Source organism: Aliirhizobium smilacinae, assembly GCF_006335145.1.
GTDB classification, from domain to species: Bacteria; Pseudomonadota; Alphaproteobacteria; order Rhizobiales; family Rhizobiaceae; genus Neorhizobium; species Neorhizobium smilacinae.
This window is the reverse complement of record NZ_VDMN01000007.1, coordinates 221,519-238,943: the sequence shown is the minus strand read 5'-3', so window position 1 is coordinate 238,943 and position 17,425 is coordinate 221,519. Positions and strand designations below refer to the sequence as shown.

Annotated in this window: 7 protein-coding genes and 1 pseudogene; 7 read left to right on the top strand and 1 reads right to left on the bottom strand. The window is 60.5% G+C overall.

The window, feature by feature from the left end; genetic code table 11:
• Nucleotides 1–21 precede the first annotated feature (21 nt).
• The 6 genes from FHP24_RS24450 (at nt 22) to FHP24_RS28845 (ending at nt 6,718) form a co-directional block, all read left to right on the top strand.
• Complete coding sequence (locus FHP24_RS24450) at nt 22–1,455, top strand: M20 family metallopeptidase (protein ID WP_139678853.1); 1,434 nt, start codon at nt 22–24, stop codon at nt 1,453–1,455.
• A 139-nt stretch (nt 1,456–1,594) separates the two neighbouring features.
• Nucleotides 1,595–2,950: an aspartate aminotransferase family protein gene (locus tag FHP24_RS24445; protein WP_139678852.1), complete on the top strand. Its 1,356-nt coding sequence runs from the start codon at nt 1,595–1,597 to the stop codon at nt 2,948–2,950.
• A 51-nt stretch (nt 2,951–3,001) separates the two neighbouring features.
• The gene (locus FHP24_RS24440; protein ID WP_139678851.1) at nt 3,002–4,462 is read left to right on the top strand and encodes a phospholipase D-like domain-containing protein; all 1,461 of its coding nucleotides are present in this window, start codon (nt 3,002–3,004) and stop codon (nt 4,460–4,462) included.
• Between the two features lie 52 nt (nt 4,463–4,514).
• The gene (locus FHP24_RS24435; RefSeq protein ID WP_139678850.1) at nt 4,515–5,324 is read left to right on the top strand and encodes an endonuclease/exonuclease/phosphatase family protein; all 810 of its coding nucleotides are present in this window, start codon (nt 4,515–4,517) and stop codon (nt 5,322–5,324) included.
• A gap of 95 nt (nt 5,325–5,419) precedes the next feature.
• Complete coding sequence (locus FHP24_RS24430) at nt 5,420–6,394, top strand: threonine ammonia-lyase (RefSeq protein ID WP_139678849.1); 975 nt, start codon at nt 5,420–5,422, stop codon at nt 6,392–6,394.
• Between the two features lie 186 nt (nt 6,395–6,580).
• A complete protein-coding gene (locus FHP24_RS28845) occupies nt 6,581–6,718 on the top strand; it encodes a hypothetical protein (RefSeq protein WP_180356111.1) in 138 nt (45 codons plus the stop codon).
• Between the two features lie 160 nt (nt 6,719–6,878).
• Here FHP24_RS28845 and FHP24_RS24425 read toward each other — a convergent pair.
• A pseudogene (locus tag FHP24_RS24425) lies at nt 6,879–8,018 on the bottom strand (M20 aminoacylase family protein).
• Nucleotides 8,019–8,393: 375 nt separating this feature from the next.
• Between FHP24_RS24425 and FHP24_RS24420 the strand changes: the two are divergent.
• Nucleotides 8,394–16,856: a GH36-type glycosyl hydrolase domain-containing protein gene (locus FHP24_RS24420; protein ID WP_139678848.1), complete on the top strand. Its 8,463-nt coding sequence runs from the start codon at nt 8,394–8,396 to the stop codon at nt 16,854–16,856.
• Nucleotides 16,857–17,425: the final 569 nt, after the last annotated feature.

Sequence of the window (17,425 nt, the reverse complement as noted above, 5' to 3'; positions counted from 1 at the left end):
AAAGCTCAAGGCGGCTGTTTCATGACTGAAGGTAATTCAAACCTCCCTCTCGTCTGGGATATCGTGGATCGCAAGACGGAAGTGTTCGCCGAATTGGCCAACCAGGTCTGGGAAACGCCTGAAACTTGCTACATGGAAACCCAGTCTGCAGCTGCCCATCGTGAGATGCTGGAAGCGCAGGGATTCCGGATCACCGATGCGGTTGCCAACATTCCGACCGCCGTCATGGGTGAAGCAGGCAGGGATGGCCCGGTCATCGCTTTTCTCGGCGAATATGATGCACTTGCCGGCCTCAGCCAGAAGGCGGGCGCCATCGAACACGATCCGCTGGTAGCGAATGCGAACGGTCATGGCTGCGGGCACAACCTGCTTGGTTCGGCGTCGCTTCTGGCCGCGACCGCGCTCAAGGACTGGCTCGAACAGACGGGCACGCCCGGTCGGGTGCGGTATTACGGCTGCCCGGCGGAAGAAGGCGGTGCCGCCAAGGCGTTCATGGTCCGCGACGGCGCTTTTTCCGATGTCGATATCGCCATTAGCTGGCATCCGAGCAACTTTGCCGGCGTGCAGCGAGAAACGTCGCTTGCCAATTGCCGCATCGATTTCACCTTCACCGGCCGTGCTGCTCATGCGGCGGCTGTGCCGGAACTGGGCCGCAGCGCGCTCGATGCCGTCGAACTGATGAGCGTCGGTGTCAATTATATGCGCGAACATATGCCGTCCGAATGCCGTATCCACTACGCTGTTCTGGATGCCGGCGGAATTTCGCCCAACGTCGTTCAGGCCCATGCGAAGGTCCGTTACGTCGTGCGCGCGCCTGAGCTTTCCGGCCTTTTCGCGCTTATCGAACGGGTGAAGAAGGTGGCCGAGGGTGCCGCATTGATGACCGAAACCAAGGTCGAGGCCGTCACTCTGGCGGGGGTCTCCAACCTTGTGGTGAATACGCCGCTGATGGACACGATGCAGGACATCTGGGACAGCATGGGGCCGCCGACGTTCGATGAGGCGGATGTCGAATTTGCGGAAAAGATCCGCTCCACCCTGACACCGGAAGACGTTGCAGCCAGCTGGGCGCAGGAACGCCTTGAGCAGCGGGACATCCCGCTCGCCGACTTCATCCTGCCGGCTCACAGCGAAGTTCGCCAGATGGGTGGTTCCACCGATGTGGGCGATGTCAGCTGGGTCGTGCCGACCGTGCAGGCCTATGGCGCGACGCTGGCGATCGGGACGCAACTTCATACCTGGCAGGTGGTGGCACAGGGAAAGAGCGCGCTAGCTCATAAGGGCATGGCATCCGTTGCAAAGGCGATGGCTGCCACCGGGCTGGCAGCGATGACAAGCGAGCCGCTGCGCGAGGCGGCCTGGGCCGATCTCAAGCGCCGGCACAAGGGTCAGGATTACAAGAGCCCGATCCCGGCTTCCGCAGAGCCACCGATTGCGGCGATGACGCTGCGATAAGCGAGTGTATGAAATTTGCTCATGAGCCCGTCAATTATTTTAAACGGCGGGCTCGATTAAATCGTGTCTAAGGGCTGGAATTCCGCTTAATTCCTCTTATGAATTTCCTATTCGCGTTCGTGCGACAGGAGAACAGCCCGTGACGATCCAGCCCAATTCCCTCGAGGCCCGTGACAAGGCCTACCATCTGCATTCCTACACGAACGCACGGGCGCTGGAGCGCGATGGCGCGCTGGTGATCGAGCGCGGCGAGGGCATCTATGTCTACGACAATGCCGGCAAGCAGTATATCGAGGGCATGGCCGGCCTGTGGAGCGTCGGCGTCGGCTTCGGTGAAAACCGGCTGGTGGAAGCTGCAGCCAAGCAGATGGCGAAGCTGCCTTATTACCACACGTTCACGGCGCGGACGCACAGTCCTTCGGTCGAGCTTGCGGAAAAGCTGATCCAGATGGCGCCGGTGCCAATGTCTAAGGCCTATTTCACCAACTCGGGATCAGAAGCCAATGACACGGCGATGAAGATCGTCTGGTATCGGTCCAACGCTCTTGGAAAGCCGGACAAGAAGAAGATCATTTCCCGCACCAAGGGCTATCACGGCGTCACCATCGCATCTGCCAGCCTGACGGGCCTGCCCAACAACCACCGTTCCTTCGACCTGCCGCTCGCCCGCGTGCTGCACACGAGCTGCCCGCATTACCGCGTGTTCAAGACGGAAGGCGAGACCGAAGCCCAGTTCGTCGAGCGCTGCGCGCAGGATCTGGAAGACCTGATCCTGAAGGAAGGCCCGGATACGGTTGCAGCCTTTATCGGTGAGCCGGTCATGGGGGCGGGCGGCGTCATCGTGCCGCCGGCCGGCTATTGGGAAGCGATTCAGAAGGTTCTGAAGAAATACGACGTGCTGTTCATCGCTGACGAAGTCATCTGCGGTTTCGGCCGCACCGGCAACATGTTCGGCACAACGACATTCGATCTGCAGCCTGACATGATCACGCTGTCGAAGCAGATTTCCTCGTCTTACCAGCCGATTTCCGCACTGCTGATCAACGAGAACGTCTACCAGCCGCTGGCCGATGAATCGGCGAAGATCGGCACGTTCGGCCATGGCGTCACGGCTGCAGGCCATCCGGTCGCCGCCGCCGTCGCACTGGAAAATATCGCCATCATCGAGGAGCGCGATCTCGTCGGCAACGTCAAGGCGCTCAGCCCGAAGTTCCTGGCGCGGCTGAAGACGATCGGCGAAAATCCGCTTGTGATCGAAACGCGTGGCGTCGGCCTGATCGGCGCCTTCGAGCTTGCCCCGCGCGAAGGGTTCACTGCGGGCCAGCTCGGTGCCAAGCTTGTGCCTCTGTTGATGGAAGAGGGCGTCATCAGCCGCGCGATCGGCGATTCGATGGCATTCTGCCCGCCGATGATCATCACCGATGAACAGGTCGATACGATGTTCGACAAGGTCGAGCGTGGGCTGGAGACATTTGCCAAGCAACTCACCGCATAAGGCGGTGATTGTCCAATTGCCGAGAGCCATGGCGTCCCTATATTCGACGCCATGATCTCGATCGCACAAGCCTATTGGCCACATATCCTCTTTATCATTTCGATTGTGGCCGGGGCTTCCGCAGCCGTGCATGCAACAATGACGAAGGAAGAGGTCCGTTCCGCTGTCGGCTGGGTCGGCGTCATCATCCTGTCGCCGATCGTCGGTGCCGCATTTTATCTCATTGCTGGCATCAACCGCATCCGCCGCAACGTCATCGGTGACCGGCGCTCGCTGCTGCAGGGCACCGAGCGCGCCGACTTCGCCTCCTACGACGCGACGGACGATCAGGTCGTCCGAGACTTCGGTTATCGTTTTCGGGCGATGAAGACGCTCGGTGACCGCGTCACCCGGCATCATCTGACCACCGGAAACGGCATATCGGCCTTCGACAATGGCGATGCTGCCTATCGTGCCATGCTGGAGGCGATCGAGGGTGCAAAGCGTTCCCTGCTGTTGGAAACCTATATTTTCGACCGCGACCGGATCGGCAGGCGGTTTATCGCGGCGCTGAGTGCAGCGGCCGGACGCGGCGTCGAGGTGCGCGTGCTGATCGATGCTGTCGGCGCTCGTTATTCGGTTCCGAGCGTGCTCGGCATGCTGCGCGAAGGCGGCGTTACCGTCGACGTGTTTAACGGCAACGTCATCACCGGCCTGCGCATGCCTTATGCCAACCTGCGCACTCACCGCAAGATCATGGTCATCGACGGTGCGGTCGCGTTTACCGGTGGCATGAATATCCGCGAGGCATTTTCCTGCGAATTCAGTGGTGAGAAATGTGCCGCCGACACGCATTTCCGGGTAACCGGGCCTGTGGTTGCCGATCTTCTGGCGATCGCCGCTGCCGACTGGCAGTTCTCGACCGACGAAAGGCTGGAAGGCGACGCGTGGAAGGTGCCGGCACCGGATACCGAGCCCGGCGCGCCGACCGTCATGCGCACCGTATCCTCCGGCCCGGATCGCAGCGTCGAGACGAACCAGAAGATGCTGATGGGCGCCTTTTCCATTGCCCGGTCGTCGATCCGGATCGTCTCTCCCTATTTCCTGCCCGACCGCGAACTGATTACGGCGCTGATCACCGCGGCGCGGCGCGGGGTGGTGGTCGATATCGTCGTGCCGAGCACCAACAACCTGAAACTCGTCGACCTTGCTATGACGGCGCAGTTCGACCAGATGCTGAAAAACTACTGCCGCATCTGGCGGGCCTCCGGGCCGTTCAATCATTCCAAGTTGATGGCAATCGACGGCTGCTGGTCCTATGTCGGTTCCTCCAACATCGATCCCCGCTCGCTGAGGCTCAATTTCGAGGTCGATCTCGAGGTTTTCGATCGCAGTTTTGCCGAAGCATTGGAACGAAGGGTCGATCTGGCTATTTCCTCTGCGGAGGAGGTGACGCTGCATGGCCTGCGTTCACGACCATTTGCAAAACGCTTCCTTGAACGGGTGCTCTGGTTGGGGTCACCCTATCTGTAATTTGTATCTGTCGGCGTGGCTTGCGTCGGTGTAATTTGAAGAACCAACGACGATGCATGAAAAACGTACAACCCTGCCGGCAAGCATCATCGCGTCGATCCGCGCCCGCAAGAACCGGGGCGGGGGGCACGCGCCGCATGATCCGTCATCCGGCCTGCTGGTTGCGTCCTACAATGTGCATAAATGCGTCGGGGTAGACGGCAAGTTCGATCCGGGCCGGATCGCCCAGGTGATCCGCGAGATCGGTGCCGATATCATCGCGCTGCAAGAGGCCGACACGCGGTTCGGCGAACGTCGCGGACTTCTCGACCTCAGCTGGATGGAAAGGGAAACGGGACTTTGCCCCGTACCTGTCTCCGGCGTTGCCATGGCGCATGGCTGGCATGGCAATGTCGTTTTCTTCCGCGAAGGCGCGGTGCGCGACGTGCATCAGGTCAAGCTTCCGGGGCTTGAGCCGCGCGGTGCGCTGATGGCGGAACTCGATCTGAAGGATGGTCACACGTTCCGTGTGATTGCCGCGCATCTTGGGCTGCTCAACCGCTCCCGCCAGCAGCAAGCCCGGATGATCCTCGATATCCTCAGCGCTCGCGAGGAACATCCGACCGTGCTGATGGGCGATCTCAACGAATGGCGGCTGGGCAACCGCTCTTCGCTCAACACGCTGGCGACCGTGTTCGGCCTGCCATCCGCGGTGCCGAGCTTTCCTTCGCGGCTGCCGGTTCTGGCGCTCGACCGGATCATGGCCAACCGGCCGGGTCTGATCGACCGGGTCGAGACCCATGACACGCCGCTCTCGCGACTGGCATCGGACCACCTGCCCATCAAGGCGGTGGTGAAGGTCGGCGCCATGCTGTCGCGCTGAATTGACAGGGTGACAATCTTCTCATTGCGAGCTGCTTTACCTGCCGCCGGGTCGATAATAGGTTTTTGCCATTCGCTCTCTGCTTTGGGATTTCCATGACCGATATTGCCATGATCGAAGCCGCCCGAGTCCGTCTCGACGGCCATGTCCGCCGCACGCCGCTGCTGTCTTCGCCCTTCCTTGACGAGATCGCCGGCCGGCGGATTTTCGTCAAACCTGAATGCCTGCAGCATACGGGATCGTTCAAGTTCCGCGGCGCATGGTCGGCAATCTCTGGCCTGCCACCGGAAATCCGTGCGAAGGGCGTGATTGCGTTTTCTTCCGGCAATCATGCGCAGGGCGTGGCCCTTGCCGCAAAGCTGCACGGCATTGCGGCTGTCATCATCATGCCGGGCGATGCGCCACGCATCAAGATCGAGAATACCCGCGCCTATGGGGCCGAAGTCGTGCTTTACGACCGCGCGACCGAAGACCGGGATGCCATCGGTGCGCGCCTTTCGGCCGAGCGCGAGCTGACGCTGATCAAGCCCTTCGACGAGCCGCTGGTGATCGCAGGGCAGGGAACAGCGGGTCTGGAAATCGCCGAACAGGCTAACGAACTCGGCATCGACAAGGCCGATGTTCTCGTTCCGACCGGTGGCGGTGGCTTCATTTCCGGTGTCTCTCTGGCGCTGGCCGCCAAGGCACCGAGCTTCATCGTCCATCCTTGCGAACCGGAAGGGTTCGACGACGTCACGCGTTCGCTGGTATCGGGAAAGATCGAGAAGAACGCGACGCAATCCGGCTCGCTCTGCGATGCGATCATCACGCCGCAGCCGGGAAACATCACCTTTCCGATCATGTCGAAGCTTTGCGGCGCAGGGCTGGTCGTCACCGAAGACGAGGCTCTGAAGGCGATGGCGCTTGCCTTCAGCCGGCTGAAAATCGTCGTCGAGCCGGGTGGAGCGGTGGCTCTGGCCGCCGCACTTTTCCATGGCGAGTTGCTGGGTGATACGGTCATTGCCGTCTGCTCGGGTGGAAATGTCGATGGAGACATCTTCCGGATGGCGCTCGAGCGGAACCCGGATTGAGGCTGGAAAAAGGCGCCAGTGGAACCGGAGGCATAATAAACCGTTAACGCCACAATACAGGCATTAACGGAAAAGGATTTTCCAATCCGCTCGTCTTGCTTGGAACTTTATCTCTACCAACTTGATAGGGATTAGGTAGCATCAGTCATCACCCGACGACTGGTGACAAAGCCTGGAGGAAAGATCATGCGGCATACGAATGTTCAGACACGATCGCTTTCCCACCGCCACTCGGTGTTCGGCAGCTGGCAGTCCGCTACCCATCTGGCAATCGCCGTCGCCGCCTTCGTTTTCGTCGGCGCGGTTACGCTCGGAATTTTCTAATTCTGGGAGCGCCGCCTGCTTAACGTCATCCTCGGGCTTGTCCCGAGGATTTGATCGCATTTCCAACAATTCGGCATCAGTAGATGCTCGGGACATGCCCAAGCATGACGGCAGAGTGTGATGCTATCTCGGCGGTCACATCATCTGCTGCCGAGTGATCCTACTTCTCCGCCAGATATGTCTCAGCCAATTCGACCCACAGATTGACGCCGATCGGCAGTGCGTCGTCGTTGAAGTCGAAACGCGGATGATGCAGCGAGGGATCTTTCTCGGTCTTTGCCGTGCCGAGGAAGAAATAGCTCCCGGGCCGCTCCGCGAGCATATAGGCGAAGTCTTCAGCCCCCATCATCGGGCGCTCGATCTCGGCAACATTTTCCGCGCCGACCACCTTTTTCGCCAGATCCCGGACAAAATCGGTCTCCGTCGTGTGATTGATGGTGGCCTCGTAACCGCGGTCGTATTTGACCGTCGCCGTCATGCCGTAGCTTGCTGCTTGGCCTTCCGCGATTCCGCGGATGCGTTCTTCCAGCTTGTCGCGCACCTTCGGATCGAAGGAGCGGATGGTGATGACCATTTCCGCCCGTTCGGGAATGACGTTGCTGGCGATGCCGGCGTTGAAGGCGCCGACAGTGACGACGGCCGGATCGAGCGGGTGGATGTTGCGCGATACGACAGTTTGTAGCGCCATGATGATGCTGGCGCCGGCAACGATCGGGTCCTTTGCTGCATGCGGGTCGGCGCCGTGACCACCATGACCATTGACGATGATGCGGCATTCATCGACCGCTGCCATTAACGGACCGTCCTTGACGAAGACCTTGCCGAAAGGCATGCCCGGATCATTGTGCATGCCGAAGACGGCATCGCAAGGGAACCTGTCGAACAGGCCCTCGTCGATCATGATCTTTGCACCGCCGAAATTTTCCTCGGCTGGCTGGAAGATCAGATGGATCGTGCCGTCGAAATTCTTTCGTTCAGCAAGGATTTTTGCGGCGCCGAGCAGCATGGCCGTGTGTCCGTCATGACCGCAGGCATGCATCACGCCCTTGTTCTTGCTCGCGTATTCGGCTCCCGTTTCCTCGGTGATCGGCAGGGCGTCGATATCGGCGCGAATGCCGACGGAGCGGGTGCCGTTGCCATTGCGCAGGGTCGCGACGACACCGGTCCTGGCGAGGCCGCGGGTCACTTCGTAACCCTATTCCTCAAGCTTTGCCGCGATGAAGTCCGATGTGTTGAATTCGGAAAGGCCAAGCTCGGGATTTTCATGCAGATGCCGGCGAATAGCGACCACGTCAGCCATGTCGTTTGAAAATCGCAGCGTCATCCTGATGCCTTTCGATGCCTTCGCCCAAGAGAAGGCGAGGGTATAGCGCATCGATCGTCGAGCGCCAATCGAGTGTTCGTCGGGCCTACGGTTTTCTTCCCATAATCAAACGATTGAATCCGTTCAGCCTTTATTCAGGCTGTGAGAGTTAATGGCTTATAATGTGTCAATCCGAACTGTGGCTGGCGATAGTTGGTGTGTTTCGTTTGCAATATTGTAGCCGGCCTCTATCTCCCTTCGCGCGGATTGCATCGGATCCTGCTGCCATTTCCTCAATGGCGGCACGGTTCTCCGGCGTAGGCCCGAGCAATTTGGCCGATAAACCCCGAATCCTTATTCAGAAGCGTGTCCATGTCCCTTGATACTTCGATGCCAGGCTCCTCGCGCGAAACAGAGGTCAAGCAGATCGATCACAATGATTCGATCCGCGCCACCTATCTCACGATAGAAGACCTCAGGGACTGCGGAGTGCAGCTCGGTCGCGGGGAAAACGGCGAGCTTCCCGGCTTCATGTCCTTCGAATTCTTCCAGCAGCATTCCGACAACGAGAAGGAAATCCTTCGCGTCTACCGGGCCGCCGCACTGGATGTCGATGCGGGCGCCTCGATCACGCCGGCTGCCGAATGGCTGCTCGACAATTATTACATCGTCGAGGAAGCGATCCAGGAAGTCCGGCGCGATTTTCCCAAGAAGTTCTTCAAGCAATTGCCGACCCGCGTCGTGCAGGGGCAGAAAATTCCACGCGTTCTGGCGCTTGCCTGGCTTTATGTGGCCCACACCCATAGCGGCGTGAACCGCGAAACGCTGGCCGCCATGGTCGAGGGTTTTCAGGAAAACGAACCGCTGGAGATCGGCGAGCTCTGGGCGCTGCCGTCTTTCATCCGCTTCGTGCTGATCGAGAACCTGCGCCGTATCGCGACCCGCGTGGACCGTTCGCGCAACATGCGCAAGCGCGCCAATGACGTCGCCGACGAAATCATCCGCCTGAACGACGAAACGGAAAGCGCCAAGGTGCTTGCCGGGGTCGAGGATCTTGTCCGCGACAATACGTTTGCGGCGCAGTTCCTCTACCGCATGCGCAATGCCTCGCAATCCACCACCTTTGCGACGACATGGCTGGAAAAGCGCCTTGCCGCCGCCGGTACCGACGTCGAGACGGTGACGCAGTCGGAACAGAGCCGTCTTTCGTCCGGCAACGTGACGATGGGCAATATCATTAAGAGCCTGCGTCTGATCATCGATACGGAATGGAGCGTCTGGTTCGAGGACGTTTCGCAGATCGACAAGCTGTTCCGCGAGCATACCGATTACGAAGCGCTCGATTTCGGTTCGCGCAACGCCTATCGCAACCGCATCGAAAAGCTTGCCCGGCTTTCCAAGCGCAGTGAAGCGGAAGTCACCCAGGCTGCCATCAAGCTGGCGACGGAAGCGGCTGCAAAAGATCCCGATGTGCGCGAGACCAATGTCGCAGCCTTCATCGTCGGCCGCCATCGCAAGGAACTGGAAGCTGCCGTCGGCTACAAGCCGCCGTTGTTGCAGCGCGCCGTGCGCGCCTATCGCCGCCTCAACTGGTTTGCCATTGCCGGGCCGGTGATCCTGCTGACGGTTCTGGCGCTGGCGCTGACCGGCTATTTCCTGGTTCAGGCCGCTATCCCGCTGATCGTCGTCTTCTTCCTGCTCCTGATGTTCGCGCTTCCGGCGTCCGAAGGTGCGACCGGCCTGTTCAATACGGTCGTCACCTATTTCGTCAAGCCGGCACGTCTGGTCGGTTACGAGTTCAAGGAAGGCATTCCGGAAGAGGCAAAGACGCTCGTCGTCGTGCCGTGTCTGATCACCGACCGCGATACGGTCGATGAACTGGTGCGCAATCTTGAAGTCCATTATCTGGCCAACCCGCAGGGCGAAATCTACTTCTCGCTGCTTTCCGACTGGCGCGACAGCAAGCTGGAGCAGACCGAGGCCGATCTCGAAATCCTCGATTATGCCAAGCGCGAAATCGTGGCCCTCAATGCGCGCTACAAGGAAGAGGTCACAAGCGACCGCTTCTTCCTGCTGCACCGTCGCCGCCTGTTCAATGCGAATGAAGGCGTTTGGATGGGCTGGGAGCGCAAGCGCGGCAAGCTGCACGAGCTGAACCTGCTTCTGCGCGGCGACCGCGACACGACCTATCTGCAGGGCGCCAATACGGTTCCGGCAGATGTCCAGTATGTGATGACGCTCGATGCCGATACCCGCCTCATCCGTGATGCGGCGACCAAGCTGGTCGGCAAGATGCATCATCCGATCAACCGCCCGGTTCTCGATCCTGAGACCAACCAGGTGATAAAGGGCTACGGCCTGATGCAGCCGCGCGTCACCCCGTCGCTGACGACGGGTACGGAAGCCTCGGTCTTCCAGCGCGTCTTTTCGGTCGGCCGCGGTCTCGACCCTTACGTCTTTGCCGTTTCCGACGTCTATCAGGATCTGACCGCCGAAGGTTCGTTCACCGGCAAGGGCCTCTATCACGTCGATGCCTTCGAGGCGTCGCTGAAGGGCCGTATCGAAGAGAACGCGGTTCTCTCCCATGACCTTCTCGAAGGGTCTTTCGCGCGTTGCGCTCTCGTCACCGATGTCGAACTGGTTGAGGATTATCCGACCCGTTACGAAGTCGAAGTTTCGCGCCAGCATCGCTGGGCCCGCGGCGACTGGCAGCTCATTCCCTATATCATCGATGCGAAGCGGGGCGTTACCGCGCTTGGCCGCTGGAAGATGCTCGACAACCTGCGCCGATCGCTCACCCCGATCGCGTGGTTCTTCGCGTCCGTGCTCGGCTGGTATTTCATGGACCCGCTCGGCGCGCTGATCTGGCAGATCCTGCTGATCTTCTCGCTGTTCGTCGCTCCGACGATTTCGCTGCTGACCAATCTTCTGCCGCGCTCGAGCGACAATGTCGCCAAGGCGCATTTCTATTCCGTATGGACCGACGTGCGCTCGACAAATGCGCAGGTTGCGCTCCGCATCGTCTTCATCGCCGATTCTGCCTGCATCATGACCGATGCGATCGGGCGTTCGCTCTATCGTCTGTTCGTTTCCCGCAAGCTGATGCTGGAATGGAAGACTGCTGCCTCGATCCAGTCGAACGCGCAGGGCAGCCCGACCGATTATTACCGCGCCATGTGGCATGCGCCGGCAATTGCCGTGCTCAGCATCGTGCTGGCCGCCATTCCGGGCGACAATGCCTTCCTCGTCGGCATTCCGTTCGCCATCCTGTGGATTTTCTCGCCGCTCCTTGCCTGGTATGTCAGCCAGTCGGCCGAGACGGAAGACAAGCTGTTCGTGCCGGAAAACGTCTCGATCGAGCTGCGCAAGATCGCGCGCCGCACCTGGCGTTATTTCGAAATGTTCGTCACGCCGGAACAGAACTACCTGCCGCCGGACAACTACCAGGAAAAGCCGAACCCTTCGATCGCCAAGCGGACCTCGCCGACCAATATCGGCGTCTATCTGCTGTCGACGATCTCGGCGCGGCATTTCGGCTGGATCAGCTTCGCCGAGACGATCGAACGTCTGGAGCAGACGCTTGCGACCGTCGAGCGTGCGGACAAGTTCCGTGGCCACATGTTCAACTGGTACCATACCGACACGTTGAAGCCGCTGACGCCGCGTTACGTATCGTCGGTCGATAGCGGCAACTTCGCCGGCCACCTGATCGCCATTTCTTCGGCCTGCCGTGTCTGGGCGGAAGCGCCGTCCGCGCATCTGCAGGGCAATCTCGACGGTATTGGCGACGTTGCCGGCATTCTCGGCGAAACGTTGAAGGCGCTTCCCGACGATCGCAAGACGGTTCGCCCGCTGCGCCGCCGGCTGGAAGAGCGGATCATCGGCTTTGCCAACGCGCTTGCCGCCGTCAAGCGCGAGCACGAGTTCGCCTCGATCCGCATCATCAACCTTTCGGTTCTCGCCCGCGATATCCAGAAGCTTGCCGTCAACCTCGACCATGAAGTGCGTTCGGCGCAGAGCGAGGAAGTCATCAAGTGGTCTGCCTCGCTGGTCGCCGTCTGCGAATCGCATATTGCCGATTCGACCTTCGACAATGCCAATGTCGAGGAGTTGCGTGACCGTCTCGCCGTGTTGCGCGACAAGGCTCGCAAGATCGCCTTTGCGATGGACTTCAAGTTCGTGTTCCGCAAGGACCGCCGTCTTCTGTCGATCGGTTACCGGGTCGAAAGCAACGAAGTCGATGAAGCCTGCTACGACCTTCTGGCATCGGAAGCGCGCCTGACCAGCCTGTTCGGCATCGCCAAGGGCGATCTGCCCAACGAGCACTGGTACAAGCTCGGCCGTCACGTCGTACCGATCGGGGCGCGCGGCGCGCTGGTCTCGTGGTCGGGTTCGATGTTCGAATACCTGATGCCGCCGCTCGTCATGCAGGAGCGCCAGGGCGGTATTCTCAACCAGACCAACAACCTGATCGTCAAGGAACAGATCAATCATGGCCGCCGTCTCGGCACGCCGTGGGGGATTTCGGAAGCGGCGTTCAACGCGCTCGACCATCAGATGCACTACCAGTACACCAATTTCGGTGTGCCGACGCTCGGCCTGAAGCGCGGTCTTGGCCAGAATGCCGTCATCGCACCCTATGCGTCGATCCTCGCCAGCCAGTACGATCCGACGGCAGCCGTCGAAAACCTTGCCGAACTGCGCGATCTCGGTGCGCTCGGCATCTATGGCTTCCACGACGCGGTCGATTTCACGCCGACCCGCGTGCCGGAAGGCAAACGCTGCGCCGTCGTCTACAACTATTATGCCCACCACCATGGCATGTCGATCGCGGCTGTCGCCAACGTCGTGATGAACGGCCTGCTGCGTGAACTCTTCCACGCCGATCCGGTAATCGAGGCAGCCGAACTGCTGCTGCAGGAAAAGGCACCGCGCGACATCCCTGTGATGAGCGCCAAGCACGAGGAAAAGCCGGGCACCGGCGGCGGCGAGCTGCTGCGTCCGGAAATCCGCACGATCAACAACCCGGCGACCAAGGACCGCGAACTGGTCCTGCTCTCCAACGGTCACTACTCGCTGATGCTGACGGCGACCGGTTCGGGTTATTCGCGCTGGAACGGCCTGTCCGTTTCCCGCTGGAAGCCCGATCCGACCGAGGATCGCTGGGGTCAGTTCATCTTCCTGCGCGACACCGCGACGAACGACTGGTGGTCGACCACGTCCGAGCCGCGCCGTGCGGAAGGCGAACAGTCGAAAACCGTATTCGGCGACGACAAGGCCGAATTCCACAAGACGGTCGGCGACCTGACCAGCACGGTCGAAGTCATTGTCGGCACCGAGCACGATGCCGAAGGCCGTCGCGTGACGCTGCTCAACATGGGTACCGAGGACCGCTTCATCGAAGTGACGTCCTATATGGAACCGGTGATCGCCGGTGATGACGGCGATAGCGGTCACCCGGTCTTCTCGCGCATGTTCATCAACACCGAGATCGGCAAGCGCGGCGACGTGATCCGCGCCTGGCGCAACAAGCGCGATCACAGTGAACCTGACATGCTGGTGGCACATCTGGCCGCCGACAGTTCCGGTGCGTCGCGCCCGACCGAATACGAGACCGACCGCCGCAAGTTCCTCGGCCGCGGCCGTACGCTGTCGGAGGCTGCGGCTTTCGATCCGGGTGCGTCCCTGTCGAATACTGACGGCTTCACGCTCGACCCGATCCTGTCGCTGCGCCGCAGCGTCCGGGTTCCGGCGGGCAAGAAGGTGAGCGTCATCTTCTGGACGATCGCCGCACCGAAGCGCGAAGATCTCGACAAGGCGATTGAGCATTATCGCCATGCCGAAACCTTCCAGAACGAGCTGACCCAGGCCTGGACACGGACCCAGATGCAGATGCGCCATCTCGGCGTTACCTCGCAGGATGCCGCGGCGTTCCAGCATCTGGCCCGTTATCTCGTCTATCCCGACATGCAGCTTCGCGCCGACCAGCAGACGCTGCAGGCCGGCATGCAGGCGCAGTCGGGTCTGTGGGCCTCGTCTGTTTCCGGCGACCTTCCGATCTTCACGCTCAGGATCAATGACGAAAGCGACATGCCTGTCGCCAAGGAAGCGATCCTGGCGCAGCAATATCTGCGCTCGCGCGGCGTCGTCACCGATCTGGTGATCTTCAACGAAAGAGCTGCCGAAGACGCGCAGGACATGCAGCAGTCGATCGAACAGATGGCCACCCGCATGGGCCAGGAAGGCGGACGCCAGCACGTGTTCACGCTGCGCCGCGATCTTCTGGAAGGTGCCGGCGCCGATGGTCTCATCGCCGCGTCGCGCGTCGTCCTGCATGCCCGCAACGGCCAGTTCGGCGACCAGCTGAACCGTACCAGCACGATCTTCGCGCCGGCAACGGAACAGCAGATCGAAGCCGATCGTCGTCCGCTCTTGAACGGCGAAATCTTCGCCGCGCCGGAGGTGTTGCCGAAGGAACCGACAGATCTCGACTTCTGGAACGGTATCGGCGGCTTTTCGGAAGACGGCGGCGAATATGTCGTTCACCTCAATGGTGGCCAGTCGACGCCGCATCCGTGGATCAACGTCATCTCCAACGACACGTTCGGCTTCCACGTCTCGGCAGAAGGCTCTGGCTTCACCTGGGCGGAAAACTCGCGCGACTACCAGCTGACGCCGTGGACCAACGATCTCGTCATCAACCGTCCGGGCGAGGGTTTCTACGTCTCCGACACGGAAACGGGCAAGGTTTACACACCCTTCGCCGCACTCTCGCGTCGTCCGGAAGTCCTGTTCGAAGCGCGTCACGGCCTCGGTTATTCGGTCTTCTCTTCGGAAGAGGACGGGCTGAAGATTGAGGTGACGCAGACCGTCGACCGCACGCGTCACGCCAAGTTCTCTCACATGAAGATGAGAAACTCCGGTGCGGAAACCAGAAAGCTCAAGCTTTACGGTTATGTCGAATGGCTGCTCGGTGCCAATCCGCAACGGACGGTGCCGTTCATCCTGCCGACACGCGACGAAGCGACGGGCACGCTGTTTGCCACCAATCCGTTCAGCATCAACTTCAGCCGCTTCGCTTTCCTCGGCATGGCGCAGATGCCGTCCGGCTTTACCGCGAGCCGCCGCGAATTCATCGGCCGCTTCGGTTCGGTGCAGATGCCGGCAGCGGTAATCGGCGGGTCCGCCTTGAGCGGATCGCTCGATCTCGACGGCGATCCATGCGCGGCACTGGCCTATGACGTGGAGCTTGCGCCGGGCGAGGAGACAGAAGTCACCTTCTTCCTCGGCGATGCTGCGACAAAGGAAGAAGCGGTTGCGCTTTCCACTGAGCTGAAGACCGCAAGGTTCGATGGCGTGCTTTCGGAAAACCGTGGTTTCTGGAACGAGTTCACCGGTCGCCTGAAGATCTCGACGCCGGACAAGTCGCTCAACAACATGGTCAACCACTGGCTGCCCTATCAGGCGCTCGGTTGCCGCATCATGGCTAGAACCGCCTTCTATCAGGCATCGGGTGCATTCGGCTTCCGCGACCAGTTGCAGGATACGCTGGCCTTCCTCGTACATGAGCCTTCGCTTGCCCGCAGGCAGATCGTCAACGCCGCTTCGCGCCAGTTCCGTGAAGGCGACGTGATGCATTGGTGGTTGCCGAATACCGGTGCCGGCGTGCGTACGACGATCTCCGACGATGTGGTCTGGCTCGCCTATGCGGTGCATCAGTATGTATCGGTTACGGGCGACGAGACCTTGCTCGAAGAGGAACTTCCGTTCCTCTCCGGGCCGATCCTCGAAAAGAGCAAGCACGACGCCTTTATCCAGCCGGAGGTTACCAACGAGATCGGCAGCCTCTACGAACATGCGGCGCGTGCGCTCGATCTGGCGATCGACCGCACCGGCGACATGGGGCTGCCGCTGATGCTCGGTGGCGACTGGAACGACGGCATGAACCGTGTCGGCGTCAATGGTCGCGGCATGAGCGTCTGGCTCGGCTGGTTCCTGGCTGCAGCGCTGCGCGACTTCATTCCTTACGCGGAAAAGCGTAGCGACAAGAAGCGTGCCGACCGCTGGAAGGCGCATATCGAGACTTTGAAGGAAGCGCTCGAGACCGATGGCTGGGACGGCACCTATTATCGTCGCGGTTATTTCGACGATGGCTCGCCGCTCGGTTCTGCCAAGAGCGACGAATGCCGTATCGATTCGCTCGGCCAGTCGTGGAGCGTGTTGTCCGGTCAGGGCAATCTCGAGCGCCGTGGCCAGGCCATGGATGCGGTCATGGACAAGCTGGTGGACGAAGAGACCGGCATCATCCGGCTGTTCACGCCGCCGTTCGAAAACACCCGCCGCGATCCGGGCTATATCAAGGCCTATCCGCCGGGCGTCCGCGAGAACGGCGGTCAGTATACCCATGCGGCCATATGGGTCGTGATGGCACTGGCGCAGCTCAAGCGCAGTGACGATGCCTGGAAGTGCTTCCAGATCCTCAACCCGATCAACCATGCGCTTTCGCGCGATGCAGCCGATACCTATCGGGTCGAGCCCTACGTGGTTGCCGCCGACGTCTATGGCGCCGGTGACTATCAGGGTCGCGGTGGCTGGACCTGGTATACGGGTTCTGCCGGCTGGCTCTACCGCGCAGCGATCGAGGGTATCCTCGGTATCAAGCGTCAGGGTGACCGGTTGTTCGTCGATCCGGCGCTGCCGACCGGCTGGGACGGCTTTACCGCCGACCTGACGATCGACGGAACCGTCCATGCGATCAAGGTCGAGGGCGGTACGATCACGGTGGACGGCAAGCCGGCGGACAAGGACAACAGTTTTATCCTGTCGTCCAAATAGGCCTCGCAGCTGACCATCTCTTGAAACGGCATCGCCCCGAAAACCAGCCGGTTTTCGGGGCGATGCTTTTTAGGTCAGCATAACGGCCTCCTGTCTGAAGAGAGCATTCCCTGTTTTTGGAACTGCCCTTAAGAGCAGCCCAAGCGACCGCGACGGGCGAAGCCGTCACGGCCAGCCAGATGGGAGGCGGGCAGTGCGATAGTTTTAGGGTTTGGTGTCAGGCATTCTGCCCGCCCGATCTTGAGACGTTCCGAAGGGCTTGCGGAGGATGCGAACCCCGCTTTCCCTTCCGGTCGAGGACTTTTGCCCTGACGGCATGTCCTTTCGCCTTTCGACCATCATCTCGCGCCGGATTTCTTCTCCGTGGTCGTCCGGTTCGCGACCCGGCCCCCTGTTCAATGACGTGATCAGGTTACGGCCGTCTGTGCATACGGGGATGATGGGAGCAGAATATTTTCGCCAGCCGGTTGATTGTGAATGGTGTTTTTTGCACAGGAGGCGGATTTCGTCCCGCTGTCATTCCGCTTTGGGACGAGACAGCCCCTCTTTCGTCTTGCTCGGACTTGTCT